The 21,174-nt window shown below is 40.9% G+C and carries 24 protein-coding genes; 20 read left to right on the top strand and 4 right to left on the bottom strand.

The window, feature by feature from the left end:
- Positions 1 to 8 precede the first annotated feature (8 nt).
- From OK025_RS26700 to OK025_RS26690, 3 genes are all read left to right on the top strand, one after another.
- On the top strand, positions 9 to 698 hold the full coding sequence (locus tag OK025_RS26700; protein WP_317667781.1) for a sulfite exporter TauE/SafE family protein: 690 nt from the start codon (positions 9 to 11) through the stop codon (positions 696 to 698).
- Between the two features lie 57 nt (positions 699 to 755).
- Positions 756 to 2,219: a cardiolipin synthase gene (cls, locus tag OK025_RS26695; RefSeq protein WP_317667780.1), complete on the top strand. Its 1,464-nt coding sequence runs from the start codon at positions 756 to 758 to the stop codon at positions 2,217 to 2,219.
- A 128-nt stretch (positions 2,220 to 2,347) separates the two neighbouring features.
- Positions 2,348 to 5,071: a carboxypeptidase regulatory-like domain-containing protein gene (locus tag OK025_RS26690; protein ID WP_317667779.1), complete on the top strand. Its 2,724-nt coding sequence runs from the start codon at positions 2,348 to 2,350 to the stop codon at positions 5,069 to 5,071.
- Between the two features lie 259 nt (positions 5,072 to 5,330).
- Here the strand turns inward: OK025_RS26690 and OK025_RS26685 are convergent, their stop codons facing one another.
- On the bottom strand, positions 5,331 to 5,912 hold the full coding sequence (locus OK025_RS26685; protein WP_075991734.1) for a thymidine kinase: 582 nt from the start codon (positions 5,910 to 5,912) through the stop codon (positions 5,331 to 5,333).
- 260 nt (positions 5,913 to 6,172) lie between these two features.
- Here OK025_RS26685 and OK025_RS26680 point away from each other — a divergent pair, with 260 nt between their 5' ends.
- A complete protein-coding gene (locus OK025_RS26680; protein WP_317667778.1) occupies positions 6,173 to 7,441 on the top strand; it encodes a phage integrase SAM-like domain-containing protein in 1,269 nt (422 codons plus the stop codon).
- Positions 7,442 to 7,755: 314 nt separating this feature from the next.
- Here the strand turns inward: OK025_RS26680 and OK025_RS26670 are convergent, their stop codons facing one another.
- Positions 7,756 to 8,118, bottom strand: coding sequence for a hypothetical protein (locus OK025_RS26670; protein ID WP_317667776.1), 363 nt, complete (start codon positions 8,116 to 8,118; stop codon positions 7,756 to 7,758).
- Between the two features lie 2 nt (positions 8,119 to 8,120).
- Positions 8,121 to 8,891, bottom strand: a complete 771-nt coding sequence (locus OK025_RS26665; RefSeq protein ID WP_317667775.1) for a hypothetical protein — start codon at positions 8,889 to 8,891, stop codon at positions 8,121 to 8,123.
- 208 nt (positions 8,892 to 9,099) lie between these two features.
- Here OK025_RS26665 and OK025_RS26660 point away from each other — a divergent pair, with 208 nt between their 5' ends.
- The 14 genes from OK025_RS26660 (at position 9,100) to OK025_RS26595 (ending at position 19,818) form a co-directional block, all read left to right on the top strand.
- Positions 9,100 to 9,345 (top strand): hypothetical protein, encoded by a 246-nt coding sequence (locus OK025_RS26660; RefSeq protein WP_317667774.1) that lies wholly within the window; start codon positions 9,100 to 9,102, stop codon positions 9,343 to 9,345.
- Positions 9,345 to 9,644, top strand: coding sequence for a hypothetical protein (locus OK025_RS26655; RefSeq protein ID WP_317667773.1), 300 nt, complete (start codon positions 9,345 to 9,347; stop codon positions 9,642 to 9,644). Before OK025_RS26660 ends, OK025_RS26655 begins: the two co-directional genes overlap by 1 nt.
- 163 nt (positions 9,645 to 9,807) lie before the next feature.
- Positions 9,808 to 10,587, top strand: a complete 780-nt coding sequence (locus OK025_RS26650) for a hypothetical protein (RefSeq protein WP_317667772.1) — start codon at positions 9,808 to 9,810, stop codon at positions 10,585 to 10,587.
- A complete protein-coding gene (locus OK025_RS26645; protein WP_317667771.1) occupies positions 10,587 to 10,937 on the top strand; it encodes a hypothetical protein in 351 nt (116 codons plus the stop codon). The genes OK025_RS26650 and OK025_RS26645 overlap by 1 nt, the downstream gene beginning before the upstream one ends.
- A 7-nt stretch (positions 10,938 to 10,944) precedes the next feature.
- A complete protein-coding gene (locus OK025_RS26640; protein WP_317667770.1) occupies positions 10,945 to 12,093 on the top strand; it encodes a hypothetical protein in 1,149 nt (382 codons plus the stop codon).
- A gap of 2 nt (positions 12,094 to 12,095) precedes the next feature.
- Positions 12,096 to 13,265 (top strand): hypothetical protein, encoded by a 1,170-nt coding sequence (locus OK025_RS26635; protein WP_317667769.1) that lies wholly within the window; start codon positions 12,096 to 12,098, stop codon positions 13,263 to 13,265.
- Positions 13,265 to 13,585 carry a hypothetical protein gene (locus OK025_RS26630; RefSeq protein WP_317667768.1) on the top strand — a complete coding sequence of 107 codons (321 nt, stop codon included), beginning with the start codon at positions 13,265 to 13,267 and terminating at the stop codon, positions 13,583 to 13,585. The genes OK025_RS26635 and OK025_RS26630 overlap by 1 nt, the downstream gene beginning before the upstream one ends.
- A gap of 38 nt (positions 13,586 to 13,623) precedes the next feature.
- The gene (locus tag OK025_RS26625; RefSeq protein WP_317667767.1) at positions 13,624 to 13,959 is read left to right on the top strand and encodes a hypothetical protein; all 336 of its coding nucleotides are present in this window, start codon (positions 13,624 to 13,626) and stop codon (positions 13,957 to 13,959) included.
- Positions 13,956 to 14,309 carry a hypothetical protein gene (locus tag OK025_RS26620; RefSeq protein WP_317667766.1) on the top strand — a complete coding sequence of 118 codons (354 nt, stop codon included), beginning with the start codon at positions 13,956 to 13,958 and terminating at the stop codon, positions 14,307 to 14,309. Before OK025_RS26625 ends, OK025_RS26620 begins: the two co-directional genes overlap by 4 nt.
- Positions 14,310 to 14,353: 44 nt before the next feature.
- The gene (locus OK025_RS26615; RefSeq protein ID WP_317667765.1) at positions 14,354 to 14,728 is read left to right on the top strand and encodes a hypothetical protein; all 375 of its coding nucleotides are present in this window, start codon (positions 14,354 to 14,356) and stop codon (positions 14,726 to 14,728) included.
- A 155-nt stretch (positions 14,729 to 14,883) separates the two neighbouring features.
- Positions 14,884 to 16,383, top strand: coding sequence for a DEAD/DEAH box helicase (locus OK025_RS26610; RefSeq protein WP_317667764.1), 1,500 nt, complete (start codon positions 14,884 to 14,886; stop codon positions 16,381 to 16,383).
- Between the two features lies 1 nt (position 16,384).
- Positions 16,385 to 18,943: a bifunctional DNA primase/polymerase gene (locus tag OK025_RS26605; protein ID WP_317667763.1), complete on the top strand. Its 2,559-nt coding sequence runs from the start codon at positions 16,385 to 16,387 to the stop codon at positions 18,941 to 18,943.
- Positions 18,944 to 19,183: 240 nt separating this feature from the next.
- Positions 19,184 to 19,483, top strand: a complete 300-nt coding sequence (locus OK025_RS26600) for a hypothetical protein (protein ID WP_317667762.1) — start codon at positions 19,184 to 19,186, stop codon at positions 19,481 to 19,483.
- Complete coding sequence (locus OK025_RS26595; RefSeq protein ID WP_317667761.1) at positions 19,480 to 19,818, top strand: hypothetical protein; 339 nt, start codon at positions 19,480 to 19,482, stop codon at positions 19,816 to 19,818. Before OK025_RS26600 ends, OK025_RS26595 begins: the two co-directional genes overlap by 4 nt.
- 100 nt (positions 19,819 to 19,918) lie before the next feature.
- On the opposite strand, the gene OK025_RS26590 is transcribed toward OK025_RS26595, so the two are convergent.
- The gene (locus OK025_RS26590) at positions 19,919 to 20,059 is read right to left on the bottom strand and encodes a hypothetical protein (protein WP_317667760.1); all 141 of its coding nucleotides are present in this window, start codon (positions 20,057 to 20,059) and stop codon (positions 19,919 to 19,921) included.
- Positions 20,060 to 20,094: 35 nt separating this feature from the next.
- Here OK025_RS26590 and OK025_RS26585 point away from each other — a divergent pair, with 35 nt between their 5' ends.
- Positions 20,095 to 20,601 (top strand): hypothetical protein, encoded by a 507-nt coding sequence (locus OK025_RS26585; RefSeq protein WP_317667759.1) that lies wholly within the window; start codon positions 20,095 to 20,097, stop codon positions 20,599 to 20,601.
- A 42-nt stretch (positions 20,602 to 20,643) separates the two neighbouring features.
- Positions 20,644 to 21,087 carry a 2'-5' RNA ligase family protein gene (locus OK025_RS26580; RefSeq protein WP_317667758.1) on the top strand — a complete coding sequence of 148 codons (444 nt, stop codon included), beginning with the start codon at positions 20,644 to 20,646 and terminating at the stop codon, positions 21,085 to 21,087.
- The last annotated feature ends 87 nt before the right edge of the window (positions 21,088 to 21,174 follow it).

The following is a 21,174-nucleotide window of genomic DNA, read 5'->3' as shown; positions in this document are numbered from 1 at the left end:
TTAACGAAATGAGCTATACCTATTTTGCATTTTTCATGGGATTGTTTGGAAGCATACATTGTGCGGTAATGTGTGGCCCATTAATTTTTGCTATTGAGGGAAGACAGGGTTTTGGTTGGAACGTTTTTTTAAATAAAGTACTGTATCAATCCGGTAGAGTACTGACTTATGGATGTTTAGGACTTTTACTCGGTACGATCGGAACATTTGCCCAGATTCAAGGTTGGCAGCGAAGTTTGAGCTGGGCCACAGGTATTATTCTGATCGGAATTGCTTTATTCCAGCTTATTGGTAAGCATAATCGGAAAATCGCTAGCTGGCAGACGAAGGCTGTGCAGCCAATTGTACGCTTATTGTCGAAATGGCTCTATAAACCGGGGGGGAGTTTTATTGCCGGCGTACTGAATGGCTTATTGCCCTGTGGCATGGTCTACATGGCACTCATGTCGTCCATAAATGCAGATAGCCCACAGCAAAGTTTCTTTTTTATGTTGTACTTTGGCTTAGGAACTATTCCGCTATTGTTTGCATTTTCTTTTCTAGGAAATTTCTCCAGATCTTTCAAAATTGGATTTTCGAAATGGGTTCCCTTTCTCTATTTCTTATTGGGAATTTGGTTTATACTCCGGGGTGCCAATTTGGATATTCCCTATTTAAGTCCATTCATTCATGTCGATGGTGCAATAAACTGTGTTTAACGACAAACAATATGTCGATGCTAAGTATTATATTTGGTAAAACCCTTAGCTCACAATATGGAGGTACTTCATCATATTTTACAGATTGCATTAACCTATTATTGGATTCCCCTACTCATTCTTTATATTGGTGTAATCGGAACGATTTTGATCGAAAACCGTAATCCTTCCAAGACCATTGCCTGGATTATGGTCATTGTTTTCTTACCTGTCGTCGGTTTGCTCAGTTACTATTTCTTTGGTCAGAAGTTTAAGAAGGTCAAAAGGATGAAACGCGTGTACCGCGAGCAGTCCAAAAAGCTACTGGATGCCTGGCGTAAGGAATCCGAAATTATGGAGGAACATATTGATACGTTAAATGAGCGGATCGGTAGTTTGGCCATGGTATACCGCTACCTTAAAAATCAGAAGATCTCTACCTTCTCCCTCAACAACGATGTAACCCTGTTTATCAATGGGGAAGAAAAGTTTCCGGTACTTATTGATCGTCTTAAAGCTGCGCAGCATTCCATTCACATGGAATATTATATCTGGGAAATGGATGAAATAGGGCAGGAGATCTTACATATTCTGGAAGAAAAAGCAAGAGCTGGGGTCACCGTACGTCTGATATTGGATAGTTTTGGTGCTCCTGATGTAATTAAATATTTACGGAGGCATAAACCCGATTTTGTGTTTCAAGCTTTTCTCCCAGTAACCTTTAGTTCCTTGGCGAATAGCAACTACCGAAATCACCGCAAGATAGCGGTGATCGATGGGAAAATAGGTTTTGTCGGCGGAATCAATATTTCAGATCGATATATCAATAATGGAAAAAATGAGGTTTATTGGCGGGATACAGCTATGATGGTTGTCGGCGCGGCCGTAAATACGTTGCAAATCCAGTTTTGGAACAGCTGGAACCAGACAGATGCGGAATCGTTTGAATTGGGCCGAGGTTATTTAAACCGATTTCCCCTTACCGATGAAGATGCGAGTGGAGTAGGATTTACAGCCAGTGATCCCGGATCGCCAGCGCCTTTCAATATGGAAGCAATTATTGCCGGTATCAACGAAGCAAAAGAATATGTACAGTTGTGTACACCTTATTTTATTCCCAGCGATCAATTGACGACCGCTTTAATGCTCGCGGTATCTTCAGGTGTTCGTGTGGACCTGATGTTACCGGCCCAGTCTGATTCGTTTTTTGTACAGCACGCCTCATTCTCGTTTATAAAACCACTGTTGGAAAGAGGAGTCAACGTATACCTTTATACAAAGGGATTTCTACATGCCAAAACCATCTGTATTGATGGGAAGCTTGCCTATATCGGTACGACAAACTTAGATATCAGAAGTTTTTACATCAATTTTGAAATCTCGGGAATTGTCTCGGATAAAGCGCTTTGCGACCGTCTTAATGCGCAATTTTTGGCTGATATTGAAGTCTCAGATCTGATTACAATCCGAAAATGGATGCAACGAAGCCGCTGGAAAAGAGGAGTTGATTCCATCTGTAGGCTTTTGGCTCCCTTGCTTTAAATAATCTTTAAAGAGTCGGTATTGCCCCTACGAATAGGTATAATAAATGTTAAAAATACCCCAATGGGGTTGGTCTTTGCTCAAAATTGAATATATTTAGCTATTCATTTTTTATTCTAAGACTTTCAATGAAGCACATAAAACTATTGACTTTATCGATAGGACTGTTAGGAATGGGGACGACTTATGCCCAGACTACACCTACGTTGCCTATTAATACGATCGTAGAACGAGTTCAGAAATATTTTCAGGTCTACCCAGTTGAAAAGGTACATTTACATTTCGATAAGCCATATTACGCGGTGGGGGATACCCTCTGGTTTTCGACCTATTTATCCCGCAATTTGGCCGAATATGAGCCGAGTAAAATAGCTTATGTGGAAGTACTGAACAGTCGTGATTCCCTGATTCAGACACTTAAAATTCCATTGGATAAAGGGGTAGGAAATGGGCAGATTGTGCTTGATCCTCAATTTATGTCTCAGGACAATTATCGATTTAGAGCTTACACAAAATGGATGGCCAACTTTGATAATGCCTACTTCTTTAATAAAGTGGTGCCAATCGGTGATGTTATCAATAAGAAATTGATTACAAACATTGAATTTCAAAATAACATTGGTGGTAATAAAACCCAAGCTGTCATACAGTTCCGCGATCGTACGGGAAAACCGATGATCAATTCAAAAATCAATTGGGAGTTTGTCTCGGGATGGGAAACGTTCGACAAGGGTAAAGGTGAGACGGATGGTCTAGGGAAAGTAACGATAAATTTGTCTGCAAAGGAAAAAGCAAATTTGGAGAAAGGGCAACTGAAGATTAGCATTCAGGAGAATAAAAATGAAAAACCTTTGTCTAGTTCTTTCTTGCTCAAAAATGCCTTGTGGGATGCAGACGTACAATTCTTTCCTGAAGGAGGCGATATTATCGCCGGATTGGCAAAAAAAGTGGCATTTAAAGCCCTCGGATCCGATGGGAAAGGGCTAAAGGTAAAAGGAAGTATTTTAGATTCAAAGGGCAAGTCTGTAGCGGAGTTTGCGGACTTCGGAACTGGAATGGGCTATTTTTCTCTTCTGCCGCTCGCGGGAGAAAATTATCAAGCTGTTGTGAAGTTTGAGAATGGACAGGAACGCAAATACAAATTGCCGGCTGTTGTCAATGACAAGGCAAATGTTGTTTTTGTAAAACAGGATGCTACGAATGCTGAGTTTGCCGTGGTAACCAGTGAAGAGAATTTTTCAAAAAACCAAGGGCAATCCTATTATGTTTTGGTTCAGTCGAATGGACATCTCTGTTTTGGCGCGCAGGTGAATTTGAAATCTTCATCCGCATTGGTCAATATTCCGAAAGAGCGTTTACCAAATGGTATTGTCCAGGTAACCTTATTGAGTCCTGACGGAAAGCCTATCAGTGAGCGCTTGGCATTTGTTCAAAGCGAAAAGCTTTTAAATATTCAGGTTACCAGCGATAAGCAAAGTTATAAGGCTAAAGACTTGGTCAATCTTAAACTTGCTGTAGACAACAATGGGCAGAAGTTCCCGGGAAGCTATTCAGTAGCTGTAATAGACGAATCCAAAGTTCCCTATAATGATCAGGCAGATCTATCGATTGTGAGCAACTTTTTGTTGACTTCGGACCTCAAAGGAAATGTAGAGAACCCAAATTCATATTTTGATGAAAAAAATCCCAATCGGGATAAAGCCTTGGATGCTTTATTAATGACGCAGGGATTTCGCCGATTTGACTACCCGACGCTCATAGCGGAGAAGTTGCCGCAGATCAGTTTTCTTCCTGAACAGGGAATCGAATTGTCAGGTATCCTGCGGATGAACACCGGGCGTCCTTATCCAAACGGTGGATTACTTTTGACGATACCTTCCCGTAACATTAAGAAGGATGTGTATACAGATCAAAATGGACGTTTCGCCTTTAAGGATCTTGTGTTCCCGGATTCGTCCAAAGTAACGGTTAATGCCCGATCGAATGACAATTACCGAAGCTTGGTTATCAATATGGACCAGACCTTTTACCCCGAGATCGATAAGAATAATGGTTATAAGAGTTATTTTGTACCTAATATAGACCAGGCTTTTGCTCCTTATTTGGCGAATAGCCGAAAAGAGTATCGAAAATCGATTCTCTTGGATGAGGTAGAAGTGACGGCGGTAGTGAAGAAAGTAATCACCAATAAAGATTTCCCTTCTATTTCGGGACTGTCCATGCCGGAACACCGTATTGAACCCGATCGTTTGACCGGTTGTAACGTGTTGACCATGTGTCTTCAAACGGTATTGACGGGCATTACCTATGATCCACAGACATTGAAGTATTATGTTTCTCGTGATTATAATGCAGGTGGGCGTACACCTGTCCAGTTCTTTCTGAACGGTATGGCTATTGATGAGCCCGGATTAAATAGCATCAATGTCGCGGATATCGAAGGTATCGAAATCTTCTTACGTGACGAATTGGGAACAGTCTCCAGAATGTATCAAAATAATGGTGTCGTGTCAATCTATACGAAGAAAGTGGAAGCGAAGAAACCACGGATGTCGTTGAGTGAAATTGAGAGCATGTTGCCAAAATCAAATGTAATCGATATGTATCCTTTGGGCTATATTAAAGAACGCAAATTCTATGTTCCAAAATATGATACGCCGGAAAGAAAGGCTGCAAACGATTTGAGAACGACCATTTACTGGAATCCGAAAGTTTCGATCACAGAGACCGGGGAGGCGGCTATTCAGTTTTATAATGCCGACGGAAATGGAAATTACAAGGTAATCGTCGAGGGAATGGATCAGACCGGGAATATCGGCCGTAAGGTAATAAACTACGGTGTTCAGCCTTAAAACTTGTATATAGGAGTTCATCAAAAAAAGAACGCTGTTCTCAGTCAAAGAGAGCAGCGTTCTTTTTTTTGTTTTAAAAAAAACACCTCCTTGATGGGCAAGGAGGTGCTAACTAACCAATTATAAACCTAAATTATGAAAAGTATTTTGTCGCTATTCAAAGCGCTAATCTTCTTATTTATAAAATATATTTCAAATCCTATGCCAAATAGTTTTTATAGTACTTTTGGCAGATTTTTAGTTGACCTTTTTGATCAGGCTACTTGTTCAAGTGGAAATAACAGGGTCTACAACGTGGTTCATAAGCGTCTTTTTCACCTAAAAGTACGGTTTCCGTATCCTTGGTCAGGCGGTAGGAATAATTCGCTGGAGCGCCACATTGCATGCAAACCGCATGTACTTTCGTAACGTGTTCGGCTACTGCCATTAGATTGGGGATTGGGCCAAATGGTTGCCCTTGAAAATCCATATCCAGTCCGGCAACAATTACCCGGATACCACTATTTGCCAATTTGACACACACCTCTGTCAAACCGTCATCAAAAAATTGTGCCTCATCGATTCCGACAACTTGGGTAGATGAACTTAAGAGTAGGATCGCTGAAGAATGATCAACAGGTGTCGACGGGATGCTATTACTATCGTGAGAAACGACCAGCTTTTCATCGTATCGTTTGTCAACAGATGGTTTAAAGATTTCGACATTCAGACGTGCATATTGTGCTCGTTTTAGCCTGCGAATCAATTCTTCTGTCTTGCCTGAGAACATCGAGCCACAGACAATTTCAATGCTACCATATTGAGCGGGGCGCAAAGCCAAATTATGTTCGGAAAAAAGCATTTGATTCATTTAATTTTGCCGGAAGGTCTGCAAATAAGGTGATTTTTGTAAAATGACCTCCCATTATATTCTGTTTTTGACACTGCTAATATCAGAATTAAATATTAAATTTGATAACAGTTTTTACCAACATCGGCCTATCGGCTTATAAGCGTGAAACTTAAATTATTTGAACTTCTTGGCGCTTTTTGCTAGTGCATAATTACACGATTACTTGACAGTTTGTGTTAAAAAAGATTTACAAATAATTTACAACTAGCATGGCAACTGTTAATGCAAAAATTGTCCCTCATCAGAAAAAGGATGATGGAACCTGGAATGTCAAGATCACTGTTAGTCACAAATCCCAGACTAAATATATAGATACATCTTCATTTGTAGATAAGGCCTATCTGGATTCAAAAGGTAAGCTTAAGAAAGCATTTGTTGATAAACATTTTTCTACTAAACTAACGGAGTATCGCGATGCTCTTACGGCTTTGGGTAGCAAAGTGAAATTTATGACCTGTGAAGATGTTAAGAGTTTCCTTAAGAACTTAGATGCAAAAGATGATGTTATCGATTTATTCGCAAAGTTTGATGAAAGGATAGATGAATACCGCAGCAAAGGACGGGAGGGGCAAGCTAAAAATATATTATCAGTGATCAACCATCTACGTGATTTCACCGGGCAACAATCATTTGATATAACTCATCTTACTACTGGTTTTTTGTATGAGTTCAAGCGTTACTTGGAATCGCCTAAGGTTATTGTAAGAAATAATAATAATGGTGGATATACCAAACCTCAGGAACGACGCGGAATAAATGCCAATACGCAAATCATATATTTTGGTATTATAAGCAATTTGGTGAAGGATCTACGAAAAAGATACAATAATCAATCAATCGGGCATACGCCTGTTCCAAATCCTTTTGAAAACTTCGATAGTATAAAGCCGGTTAAAACAAAGCGGAGAATTTTAGAGATTAGCATGATTCTGGATTTGCTAAACTATAAACCCGTTGGCAAAATGGAAACGGTAACTAGGGATCTGTTTCTCCTTTCATTCTACCTTTGCGGTATGAACCCGGTTGATATGTTTGCATATTTGACTGACCCTAATATCTCAGGCGGTTTTGAATATGCCCGTACAAAAATTAAAAATAGGAGAATTATTGACGGAGGTGTTACCAATGTATTGATTCCGGAATGTGCACAGGCTTTAATTGAAAAGCATGCTGGTACCATTCAAAGAGACTACAGGAATATAGAAAGCTTACATTCTATTTTTCGTGATGGTTGGAAACGGATACGGGCAAAACTTGGTTTCAACGTGTCGATGTATTACGGGCGACATAGTTTCGCTACGATTGCAAGGAAGTTATGTGGTATAAGTAAGGATGATGTTTCCTTTGCACTAAACCATAAATTTGGATTGGATGTTACTGATATTTATGCGGAGCCAAATTGGGAGATTGTTCACCATGTTCAGAAGACAGTAATAGAAAGAGTATTTAGTGAACTTGAAGAAAAAGAGGTGGCGTGAGCTACCTCTTTTCATCTAATAGGGCCAATATCTTTTTCAATGTAGATTCCATGGTTACCAATCTGTTTTCAACTTCCGCCAGACGGTAAGCGAAAGATTGACCTTCTTCGCTATTTCTATTTAAATAGGTCAAATCATTTAATGACATACCTGCTTTTGAAAGACCTTTTATAATATGTCCAGAAAGACGGCGTTTCCCGTTCTCAATATTAGAGAGTGTATTTACTGATGTGTCAAGCATCTTGGCAAATTCAACCGCGGTCTTTCCTAATTCCTCTCGGAAGGCTCTAACCAATTTACCTTCTTCCTCGAAATTACTTTTTTCCATTGTGTGTATGTTTATGTACTGTTATTTTAAAGTGGCCCACTTTTAACTCGCTGTATTTAGGAGTATATTCAATATAGCTACCGTCCGGAAGTAATGCATTGTCAAGAATAAGCATTACAGCAGGTAACCAATCAGGTGGGTAACACCATATATTTAATTGCGCTTGGCTTTCGTCTTCGTGAAGACAATTAACCTCGATTCGATCTGAATGCCGTGGCACAGGTTTGTATTTTGGAGATACACCATATTTAGGCGCTGGTACCAACCATTCACGAATATAGTTTACTACATTCCAAACTACTGGTGAGTCATTCTTCGGTTCTATCTCCCTAAACGAGCCGCCTGACATTGTTATAAAATACGTTTTACTACGTTATATATCTCTTGGATATCGTCAAGGTTGACTGTAAAGTCAGGATATTTTGATTTATCTGGATTTATCGACCGCAACACAACATCGCCGGTTTCTAAATCTTGATCAGCAACCTGTTTAACAATAATACCTTCAGTGCGGTGAACAAATACGAAGCTAGACCAGTTATGTGCGTGAAGCTTTCCGGCCCAATGGTGTGGTAGTATTTTTCGGCATTGTAAAACTGTTCCATCTAAAATAGCATGCTCGATTGTCCCGTCGTTCATACTGTCCCCTTCTGCTTCAAAATATCGATACTTTCCTTTAGGCATGTGTGTAACTGTGGCTGTGTATTTAGGTAATGTTTCAAGATATTCAGGATCCGCATACCCCAATAGGTATCCTGCTCTTGCTTTAACTGGTACGAATTCGGCTGTCAACGCATATAAACCGTCCCCAAGCGGTTGTACTTGCTCATCGCCATCTTCGTCAAATTCATATTCTCCAATAGATTTTGCGTTGGATTTTGTTTTGGTTGGAAAAATATATTCCATATCCTCTTTGGAAGGATCTAGTTTGCTTAATAACACTTTGACTCTCTCAGACTCTATACCATCAGTATAGTCGTCTTGGTTGAGCAAAGCCGACAGAGTATTACGCCCATAACCTAAGTAGTCAGGACTTTCACGGTCTGTCAAGGTAACCTGGCTAACTCCTTTACGCTTCATCAAACGTTTAAGGTAGTTGCCTTTAGAAAATAATTTATTCATCGTGTGTGTATGTTATAAAATTATAACACTGAGGATCAATGATATAATGTTTATTTTGTTTGTAATGATTGTAAATTGTTTGTTTTGTTTAATTTGTTTAGTATTTTTGTTTTGTCAAGTAATCATAGAAACAAATTTAGCAAAAAACATCAACGTGTGTGCCAAAAAGTGAAATAACAAACAATGTAAACAAATTAAACTTTTTAAAATGGTGGAGATAACAGATAAAGTTGCAATCCCTGAGAACATTACCAAATATCGGGCGGCAATGAAAACAATGAATGTAGGGCATTCATTTCCTGTCCCCAACGGAGAAGAGAAAGAGGTTCGCTATATCGCATGGGATTTATTCCATAAAGAAGGAGATGATGGTAAACCAGTAAGTGAAAAACGGTTCAAGACAAAAAGAGATCCGTTAGACTTGGAAAACTTTAGATGTTGGAGGGTTAAGTAATGTTGAAAGAAGGATTAACATTAGATTTTAGATTGGCCCAAATGCTACAGGGGGCCGCGGAGTTGGGCGGTATAGTTGCCTTGACTGAGGTGGGGCAATTACGTCCTTATCTTTCAAAAGCGGAAGCTTATCGGAAGTATGGAAGGGGAGTAGTGGACAATTGGATTGCAGAAGGTATAATAACTGAGAAACAAGACACGCCAAACTGTAAAGTAAGGTTATGCCGTAAACAACTCGCATCTGTAGCCGCGTCACAGAATTTAGTACAATATATAGCGTCAACAAAGAATGGACACTGAATTAATACAAGAGCTGGTGCAAGGGTTACTTGTAGAGGTTCGTGATTTACGGCAGACAGTTGCAGTAATTAGACAAGATTGGGAAACAGCAGGCGCAGCAGAGGGCAAACTAAAGCGCTAGTAGAAAATGGGCAGGAGCCCTTAAAGAACTCTAACAAAGAAAATGAAAGGACGTATTTCAACGGGAACGGTTCAGCAGGGCAGAACGCTACCCGAAATCGGTAGAATTAAAGTAGGAATGAAAACCGAACGCGGTTTACCTACATCATTAGATTATTTCCGCGCCAGTGGAGATTTTGCAAACAGATTCGTAAGTCTGTTTGGAGACAAGCCAACTGAACTAAAGGTGGCATTTGTTTCCAATAATATCGAAGAGGTTTGCAATGAACAATTCGAAGCATGGGACAAAGGTAAACGCCTTGGATGGGGAAATGGTGAAGTATTCACTGTTTGGAATCCGCAAGGAGGCAAAGATGGTAAAGGTGCTTATGTTGAGGGATTGTCAGCAGATGATCCTAGCGTAAAAGCTATTCGCAAGTTATTCGCACGTACTCTTACCCTTCGGTTTGTGTTGCTTGAGATGAAGGGCATTTTGGGGTATTGGACATTTAGTACGAAAGCCAAAGAGACAACTATACCTAGTATTGTTCAGGCATTCGATATGGTTCTTGCAAGATCAGGTTCAATCGTTGGTTTTCCATTTAGCTTAATGGTAAAAAAGGTGCAGTCGTACACTCCTGGAATGGCAAAGAACTACCCAATAGTTCAATTGGTACCAAACTTTACTGAGGAGACTATCGAAGCGGTTCGCGGGTACGTGGAATCAGGTGCGGATCTTAGCAGGTTGACTACAAACATGATTACCAGCGGTAGTTTATTGCAGTTGGGCGGTGGGAGTGCAGCGTCGTCGGAAGAGTTTCAAGAAGTGGAGGAGGTGAAGTAATGGAAGCAGGAAAATATCGGGGTCTATGTGAAGACAGAAAAACTTGGCATAAAGGATTTTTGATTGATTGGAGAGGATGTGCTGGCGATTGTGAAATCATGGATTTACGTCATGCTTATAAGGTGCTGCCTGAAACAGTTGGGCAATTGGTTGCTAGGATTGGTGACCAAGAAGTTTATGTTGGGGACGAGTTGGTCAATCCAAAAGGGCGAGTGCATACAGTAGTAATTTGGGATAACTTGCCTACACTTAAGTATTCGGATAAAGGACGTGTTTTTTATCAACCAATGACTCAAGGGTACCTTAACAATAAAAAAGTAATTGGAAATATCCATCAGCTTAACTTTTAACCATATTATGAACGTAGAAATTATATTACCAGATTGGTTCAACGAAACCGCATTACGCCTACCTGCTTACAAAGTTGGTAGAGTTAATTTTGGCGCTGGCCGATCATATATCCGTCTTAACCAAGACTGCAAACCTTGCGAATCGCCATTGAGGCTTTATACATCACTCACCACGGCTATCAACCAGTGCAGTCCGATGGAGCAACCATTATTGGAATGGTATTGTAAGCATGGTACTAAAGAAGCCGGGCGCTTGTTGGAAATAGCGCAGCAATACGGAACTCTTTTGCATTTGGAGATCGGAAAATTCCTAATTAACCAACACTACGACTTTGAGGAAATTGAAATGGTGGTAGAAAATTATCTAGCGGAAAACACCTTTTACCAACCGGAAACAAAAGAGTGGGTGGAGAAATTGCGGAGCGACTTATGTTCTTTCATTCAATTCTATTTGGATTACCAAGTGGTGCCGTTGGGTATTGAATACGTCCTACTTAGCCAAAGAGGTTACGGCACATTGATCGACTTGGTTTGTAATATGACTATCCAAGTTGATGGCTTGGATTATGAAAACCCATATAAGACTGGCTCGCGTAAAGGTGAGCCGAGGGAATGCAAAGTCGCCAAAGAGATCCGAGCGATCATTAATTTCAAGTCAGGTCGTCACGGTTTTTACCGCAGCAATGGTTTGCAACTGGAAGCCGAGCGCCAATTGTGGGAAGAAAACTTCCCGGATCTTCCATTGGATGCTGCATATAATTGGTCGCCAAAGGAGTGGCGTGGCGAAACTCCAACTTACAACCTCAAAGATTGGACAGGGGAGATTACCACTGCTGAGGTTGAAGCAGTTATGACCCTTGCAGATATTCGCTATGCAAGTAAGGCCGAATCGAAGGTATACACAACAATCGGCGGAACTTTTTCAATTGCAGATCGTGAGCAGGGGCTGTCCTCGGTTATCCGTCGGGAGGGTATTGGTGAGTTTGTTGGAAGAAAGTTTGGGGTTGCGGAGGAGACAATGGAGCCTATACAGAGGGGCGGTGATAAAACTAAGAATTACGTTGAAAAAGCTTATAAGGCTGCTCAGAATATCGAACCCCTTCCAAAGAAGTCTACTGTTATTAACGAACCAGTTTCTGATCCATTACCGTTTTAATTATGGCAACACAAGAAAATCAAACCACAGGTCTAGCAATACACCTGTCACAAACAGACCTGCAAAGTGCAGGTGCTGTTTATACAACGTCATCTAATATGCTTGCGAAATATTCAACTAAGCAAGCCGCGCTAATTGCAAAAGCAAATAAAGTTGGAGATAAGTTGACCAAAGAAATGGATGATGAATTGATGAACTGGCAAGTGTCCGCTAAGAAGGCCGTCAAGTTCATGAATGAAACTCGTGCAGTATACACCGAAAAAGCACACGCTTTCATTAAAGCATTCACAGCGATTGAAAATGAATTGGGAAAAGATTTGTACGATCCTATCCAAAAATTGCGTGATAAGTCGGCAAAGATCCACGCGGAAGAAGCAGCTGAAGCTGCACGTAAAGAACGTGAGGAACTCCAACGTAAGCAAAAGAGGATTGATGACATTGCCAATCTGGAAACGCAATTGAGAAACGGATATGCGGCATTACTTGGCGAAACAAAACGTACTATCCTGCAAGTATACAGTAACTTTGATTTAGCAAACGCTGAGGAAGCCAAGGCAGCTATCCAATCTTTCGTCAACGCTAAGCTTTCAACAGAAGCGTGGGAAACTATTTCGTTGGTTGGCTCGGAGGATTTGATCGGAGAGGTGCGTACAGCTGAGCGATTTGCCACTTGCTCAACGCATTTCACTAGCGAAGTCACTAAGTATGCGGAATACATCCTTGAAATGTTCCCTGCCCGCGTTGCCGAATTAGAACAGGGAATAGCTGATAATAAAACTGCTGAAGAACTCCGCCTAAAGCAAGAGCAAGAAGCGGAGGAAGCTCGATTGGCAGCAGAGAAGCGCGCTGCAGATGAAGCCGCCAAAGCAAAACAACAGGCGAATGTTACTGTCATGGTTGCGCAGGCAAACAGACAGGAGGAAGCGCCAAAGACTATTGAATCGTATTCGGTTGTAGTGGGTAGTGTAGATGGTTGGCGCGCTGTGATAGAGTATTACCTGACCAACAGCGGCACAACTGCGGAAGATCTTGCAAAGGTAAAATTGGATAGTATGCGAATGTTTGCTGAAAAGCAGGCCAAAGCTACTGGTGAAATGGTTGAACATGCTGATGTTGTGTACGAAGCTAAATACAAGGCTGTGGCACGTGTTAGTAAAAAGAGGGCTGCGTAATGGGGAAAAAAGAAATATTAAGACGGCTAGCCGCTTTGGAAGATGCAGTTGGCATTAGTGAGGAAATTGAGTTTGCTGATGGTTCAAAAATAAAAATCGATAATCGTGTTGAAGACAAAAATGCAAGAGTTGGAGATGTGTGTAAGTTTTGGGATTCCGACTCAAGAGATTATGTTATTGGCGTAATGACTGGTTATTCTCCAAGTTTATTTGTTATACCTGCGACTTACTATTGTAATGGTCTTAGATTTTTGAACGCAATTAGATTGAATAAAGGTGAGGTGGTGGAACTACTTTTTGGGAAGGAGATTGGAGGATGATACACTTAATCTATATCTATTTTATAGCTAACGCATTCATGACAGGATTAGCGATCGGGAACAGGGAAGGTTTATTGCAATATATTATTTGTCTGCTTATTGGGCTTCCATATTATTCAATTGTTTGTCTCTATTGTTTCACTGAAGCGTTAATCTGTTGGCTTGATAAAAAATTAATTATCAAAGGGTGGTACCGACTTCGTTTCACTGACTACTTCTCCCGAATGAATGAGACGACTATTGCAATAAGAAGAGCTCAATATTTTGGAGAAGCCAAGAACTTAAGAAAAGCTAACTGGTATGATAGGTTCTTTCTACGTCAAATTGATAAAAAATACGGCTACGGCATCACGAAAGGAGACCCCAAACCATGAACCAAGTCCACCTAACGCAAGACCAAGCCGAGGAAATGTATTATCAGATAAATGCGTACTACCTTTTCTTGCAGTGCGCCGAAAACGTTGACAAATGTTTCTTCGAACCGATTAAGTTTTGGAATCCGGTAATGAATAATCATCTACGGAAGGCACGTGAAAGCTCAGCTTTTCTGCTCAAAGAGTTCCGAAAACACTTCAGCCCACGGGACAATGATACCGTCCAGTTCGAAGCGCCTGCGGAATTATATCGAGCGATGGACTTCTTTTCCAGGCTAGCACCTGAAACCATTTCGGATATCATGGATAGTCTGGAAGCGGATCGAAATGAACAGTTAAAGGCTTCCTAGTGTTCTATTAATAGTAAACTTTCAATATTTAAAACAATAATAAGATGTCAAACAAAACACTTACTGGCTCAATAGCCCTAACAAAATTAACTCAGGCAGTTATCGTAGACAAGAAAAATAAAGCAGGCGAAATGGTCAAATGCGTATTGCTCCCTATCGAAGGAAACCACCTCACGTTGAAAGATGGTGCCGTTTATATGGATGTTCGTGTTGTAATTAGAGAAGAACAAGATCAGTATGGGCAAAATGGTTTCGTTGCTAAATCACTTCCTTCAGAAGTTTACAATGCAAATAAAGGAAATAGTGATTGGCTTAATGCCAACCAGCCAATCCTTGGTAATCTGAAAGATTGGTCGCAAGGTGGCGGAGGATCGGCTCCAGTCCAAACCGTGGATGACGACGACGATCTACCATTCTAAAAAGAGTGGCGTTCTAGCACCAACATTACTAAAAGCGGTGACTGTGGAGGGCAAACCCTTTCACCGCTTCATTAAAAAAATCTCTAACAAAAATTTATCCGCATGACAGATCATGTATTGATTTTTTGCGCGCTACCAGAAAGTGAGGTAGTGGCATGAAAGTTACGCTTCCAACATTACGACCATACCAAGCTGAATTTGTAAAAAACTTAGCTGTGGCCCTCAGAGATTACCGACGGGTTATTGCCTGCGCTCCTACAGGATCCGGAAAGACCAAAATGTTTATTGACGTTGCCTACAAGTCTATTGCTAATGGCCGTGCCGTAGTCATCATCAGTGAGACTAACAAGATTTTTGACCAGATTATTGGCGAAGCAGGGGGTATTGAAATAGCAAATGGTAAAAAGCACGTCCAAATAAAACCTGGGCAACTTTATATCGCAATGGCCCAAACTCTTACGCGTCGGCCTTTGATCCTGGAACAACTGGCGCAATTGGAATTTCCTCCACTTATCATTGTCGATGAAGCCCATATCGGAACACCTTCAAATATCATCCGTAGATTGATAGAGGTGAGCAATCCGTATATCCTTGGATTTACTGCAACGCCCGATGGTAGAGTTGCTAAACACCTATCCGAGCTTTACAATACCTGTGTTGTGTGTTGTCAGGTAGACGAACTGATCCAACAAGGGTTCCTCTGTTCATACCAGCACTTGGCCCGCACAAAGGCAGATACTGATATCCTTGAAATGCGTAATGGTGAGTATACAGAGCAATCGCAGACCGCAGCCTTTTCAACCGCAGCCGTGTACGACGGTATTTTCGAAGACCTCCGTTCCGCTACTTTTAAAAAGTGTATGATTTTCGTCTCATCCATCAAGCATGCACGCGATATGAATGAACGTTTGCGGGCCGAGGGATTTGCATCCATTGAATACCATTCCCAACTTGAAAACGGTTCGTATGAGCTAGCCAAGTTTACTGAATTGGGGCTTGCAAATATTTGCGTATCGGTGGCGAGTTTGACAAAGGGGTTCGACGCGCCGGCTGTTGATTTGGTTATACTCAACCGCGCAACAACCTCACTACCTCTTTACCTCCAAATGATAGGTCGCGGGAGCAGGCCAGTTTGGGCTCCCGACGGTACACCCATAAAAACACACTTTCGTGTACTGGATTACGGTGGAAACTGGGAACGTCACGGATTGTACTTCGAGGATCGTGATTGGGAAAATATGTGGGAGGTTACTAAGCGTTCCAAAAAAGGCGAAGGTGTTGCACCAGTAGCCCTTTGCCCTTCGTGCGAATCCATTATTTCAACAACGCAACGTATCTGTCCATTCTGTGGACACGAAAGGCCATTGACCGAAAAGGAATTGGAGCAAGGGGAATTGGTGGAGGTAACTAGTCATTACAGCAATCTAGTTGGCCGAAAGATTTCCGAGCTATCTCCAAATGAACTTGCTATTTATGCCAAGATGAAGAAGAAGCAGGTTTTTGCAACCCGTGTTGCCAAGGCTAAGGAGCAGGTGCAAAAGGGATTTCTTTCCGCTTTTGGAGCGGCTATGGGGTACAAGTCTACTTGGGTAGATATTCAATCCAGAATGATAGGAGCAAATACAATAGAATTTACAGACATACAATTACGATAAGATGGGGGTTGAATTAGGGAAAATATGGCCAATGATTTCAGAGTTGGTGAAGGATGGGATATCACTAATTCCAGTACGTGAGGAAGCTGACGCAAGCCGTCCAGCAAAAACTCCTTATGGATCATGGGCCGAAGCTCAACAGCGCGTGGCCGAGGAAGGGGAGTTGTGGTATGTCATGGAGCAGAAGAACACTACCGCAATTGCTGCTGTCTGTGGGGTAGTATCTGGTAACCTAGAATGTATAGATATTGACTCAAAATATTATCCGGGTATTGACGCAATTTTGCTCAGTGACATTGCAAAATTCTATCCACACCTTTACGCTCGGCTTAGGATTCACCGCACACCCTCAGGAGGTTATCATATCTTATACCGCATCGCAGACCATGCACCACAGGGGAACATAAAGCTTGCGGGCCGTATGAAGACTGATGAAGAATTACAGGCGGATTATGCTTCGGGTAAACGGAAACCTACCAAGACTGTGAACTTTCTGGAAACACGTGGTGAAGGTGGTTATTTCCTTTTCCCACCGTCATTGGGTTACACCGTTCACCAAAACAATCCTATTCCAGTAATTACTTGGGAAGAGCGTTGCTCATTGATCAATTTATGTCAGAGTTATTGTGAGATCACTAAGGTAGCCCCATCGCCTAAACTTACACAGACGCAGGATTCGATATATACAACAAATCCATTTGAGGACTTCAATAGCCAGTGTGACCCCGTGCAACTCATGGAATCGCAAGGTTGGAAGTTCCTTCGTGAGAACACAAGGTTTATTTGGTTTACACGCCCGGGTAAAGAGGATGGTGTTTCGGCTTCATTCAACCGTGAAAAGCGAGTGTTTTTCATTTTCACCAGTTCCACCGATCTGGACGAGAAACGCGGCTACAACCCGGCTACGCTATTTGCCGAGTTCACGCACAATGGAGATAAGAAAGCGGCTTTTCGTGAATTGGTACAAGGCGGATTCGGTCAGGTAAAGCGTAACGTCGAGCAGTCATTGGTTAAGAAAGCTGTAATCAATGGACAGGCCACCATCCCTCCAAATTTTTCAGAAGAAGCCAAGGAAGAGTTTCAGCGATTGCAAGAGCAGTTTGCGGAGCTGCATCCATATGGCGTGTTCTGGAAGTATGATGAAAACCATAAAATACAGATAAGCCGTGAGGATTTTCTTAATGTTGCCAAGAACCTTGGGTTCCGATCGTACAAGCAAGCGGCAATTCAGATCAATGGGAAATTTGTTGATCGGATTGACGTGATGACCTTCTTTGATAATATGAAGGATTATATCCAGGAGGAGGAAGCGGATGTTTACAAGGATATTTGTAATGCCTATGAAAAGTTTATCCAGTCATCAGGTAAGTTTATTATGGATAATCGTCTTGAGCGATTTGATGATAGCGACTGTATTTACGACACTGCTGATTGTTGTTATAAATTTTATAATAATGTCGCTATACGGATCACGTCGGACGCTATCACGAAATTAGATTATGCCGACATTGATGGCCTTATATGGACAGATAAAATGCTATCTCGTAATTATCTTGGTGATGATGTACAACCTTCACAATTGTTCCAAACTTACCTTAAAAATGCAACTGGAGAAGAAGAAGGCGAAGTAAAAGACTACATTAGAAACGTTATTGGTTACCTGTCCCACGATTTTAAATCCGAATCAGCTGGATATATTATTGTGCTTCAGGAAATGGTGGCCGATCCCAAAAATGGTGGTGGTTCAGGTAAGAATATCTTCGGAAATATTCTTCGGGAGATGACTATGGTTTGTACTGTTCCTGGTGCGATGGTTCAATTTAATGAGAAGTTCTTACAGGCTTGGAATGGTCAACGTGTTTTTTTTATGGCCGATATCCCAAAAAAGATTGATTGGTCATTCCTTAAAGAGCAAACAACAGGCTATGGGTTATTGAAGAAGCTTTACAAAAATGAGGAAGAGATCCGCCCAGAAGATATGCCAAAAATCCTAATCAACACCAATTTCTCTTATGAAGATACAGACGGTGGTTTACGCCGTCGTATTCGTCCGGTGGAGTTTACAGATTATTACACACGCCATGGGGGTGTTGATGCCGTTCACAATAAAATGTTCCCTTCAGGATTCACAAAAGAAGATTGGAAAGGGTTTGACGATTTTGTCATCTCTTCTATTCAGTACCATTTGCAGCAAGGAGGTAAAGTTGAATTGGTGGAGCTTTCAAATATTGGATGGGATAAGAAGTTCTCAAATCAATTTGGGGAGAAGACATTGGAGTTTTTCAAAGACAATATCACACAGTGGCTACGTATGGACTATGTGGAAGTAGCCACTTTCCAAAGGCAATATGATGAGTATGTGGCTGGGGAATTGAAGGAGAAATACAAGCTATCTCAGAAAACATTATCAAATGCTGTGAAGGAATTTTGCGAACGCCATGCCTTGAATTTCGAGCAGTCAAAAGCTAAGTATATACCCAACCAAGGAACAAAGAGGGTGCATATTTTCGAGGGTGTTTATGAAGGGGAAGTGGTGGAAGACGATGGATTTCCGTTTTGATGTCAAATATCGATAAAATTTTTATATCTGATAAACAGTGAATTACAAACAATTTGTTTAAAATGTTTGAATTGTTTAAAATGTTTAATATGTTTGTAGAGTCAAAAGGGAACAACGGTACCCAAGTTTGACAAAAGGCGAGCGCAGTCGCCTTGATGTACTGCAAAAAAAGCGCGGTTAGAAGGAGGGCAATCCTAACTAACCGCTAGTAAAAAGTCTCTAACAAAGAATTTAAACGTGATGCAAAGTAAAGAATTTTTAATCGAAATCCATAAATCCGCTAAGGAAATTGTCGGTGACATTGGCTTGGATGAAGCGATCCAAATGCACTCAGACTACCAAATGGATAACCACACAACAATCTGTCCGTTTTGTGAATCGGTGGTTAGTGATGACCAACTGGTGTATGTTACCGACTCCCATGGCAGTTGGGAAGACCCAGCCGAAGCTCATAACGAGTGCCCATGCTGCAGAGTGGAATTGTCCGCAAGCTGCTTAGAAAAGCCTGATTTTGAAACTTGGCTAAAGGTTACGGCATGAAACCGGAGGGAAACAATTTTGGCAGGTTGGATCAGATCCAGCCGCCATTGTGGGATGCAACTGATGATCGTACTGATCGTGACGAAGTTGCCGATCGCCTTTCGCGACTCCAACAGGCTTGGCAAAAGAATAAGTTTAAGCCAGCTACAAGAATGGAATATCTGATGCGTAGAATTCGCGGTATTTGGCGACGGTTGGTTTTCCGGGTACAGGTAATGGGCGACAAGTGGAACGAATTTATGCAGTCAGAGAAAGCATTATTTGCAATATGTGCAATAATATTCTCACTATGCATCCTGCTTGGACTACTTCTGGGAATATACTTCCCTGATTAATTTTTATTCACGAAAGCACAGGGCTTTTCCAGATCTAAAAATGAACATACACACTTTACAGCAACAATACGGAATTAAACTGATCCACCTTGACGGATCGTTACACATGGCGTACCACAGAAAGGTTGTATGCCTGCCAAGGGCCCCGTGATCTTTGGAAGAACTGCGCAGGCTGATATTTATTGAGTTTGCGATTAGGATTAATGTCTGAAAAATTAATGCCCAATAAATTATTGGGCATTTTTTGTTATTTTTAAATAGTTAAACCATTTTATTATGAAAGTATTTTTATTAGCCATAGCTTTTTTTGTAGCTATAACAACCTATGGACAACAAGGATCAATAAATGATCTCGATCTCAAGTATGGATTTAAGGAAATCAAATTAGGGGAATCAGTTAAGAATATAGATAAATTTACATTTATTGGGAAATCTGAGTCGGGGACAGAATATTATTCAGCAAAAGTGAAATCAATGTTTATAGGATCAGTTCCAATTAAAAGTATTGATATAAGTTCTGTTTTAGATTTAGTTGGGTATATTTATGTAAAATTTAATAGTAAAAATTTTGAAACGGTAAAGGAAGTATTAGAATATGCTTACGGTGATGCCAAAAAACTAAGTTCTGATAATAGTTTTATGTGGGATGGAAAAAAGGTTACTATGATGTTATCAGCTGAACCAGGAAAAGATGGAAGTATTTTTATTTATTCTAAAGATGCAAAACAATTCGAATCCATTGATAAAGATATAAAGTTAAATAAGGCAAAAGGGGATTTGTAATATGATGAGCGACCATTGGTCGCTTTTCTTTTATATTTGGGTATGGATAAACACAGTGGAAATTTAGGAGCTGTAATTTACTATCTTGATTTTGATAAAGAACAGTGGATGGAAGGAGTGCGTCACTTGTTGCCGGATGCAATAAGATATAAATCTCGCCCCCATATAACCGTACTTTATGGGCTTCATCATTACGAACTTGATTTTAATAAATTACAGGATGTTGTAGCCAATTTCTCCGTTGGCGGGGAATTATCCATAATACCCGAAGAGTTAGGTGTTTTCAGCAATGAAAATGATGTAGTATACCTTTCCATTACAGCCCCTGCAATAATTGAGTTCAACAAGCATCTCCGAGAAACCTTCGAGCATACTAACACATATCCACATTATCAGCCTCATCTAACATTGGGTATTGTCAGATCCGGCGATGCAGATGACTTAATCGGACACCAATCTTTCCTTTCATTATTCGGGCTATCCTAACCTTTACCAGGTAAATTTTATTACCTCAGTCCTGAGAAGAAAAGGATTCTAATTTAACCCCTGCCATATCAGTTACGAAATTCCCGC

This window comes from Sphingobacterium sp. UGAL515B_05 (assembly GCF_033097525.1).
Classification (GTDB): Bacteria; Bacteroidota; Bacteroidia; order Sphingobacteriales; family Sphingobacteriaceae; genus Sphingobacterium.
The sequence above is the reverse complement of the archived record's forward strand: the minus strand, read 5'-3'. Positions and strand labels throughout refer to the sequence as shown.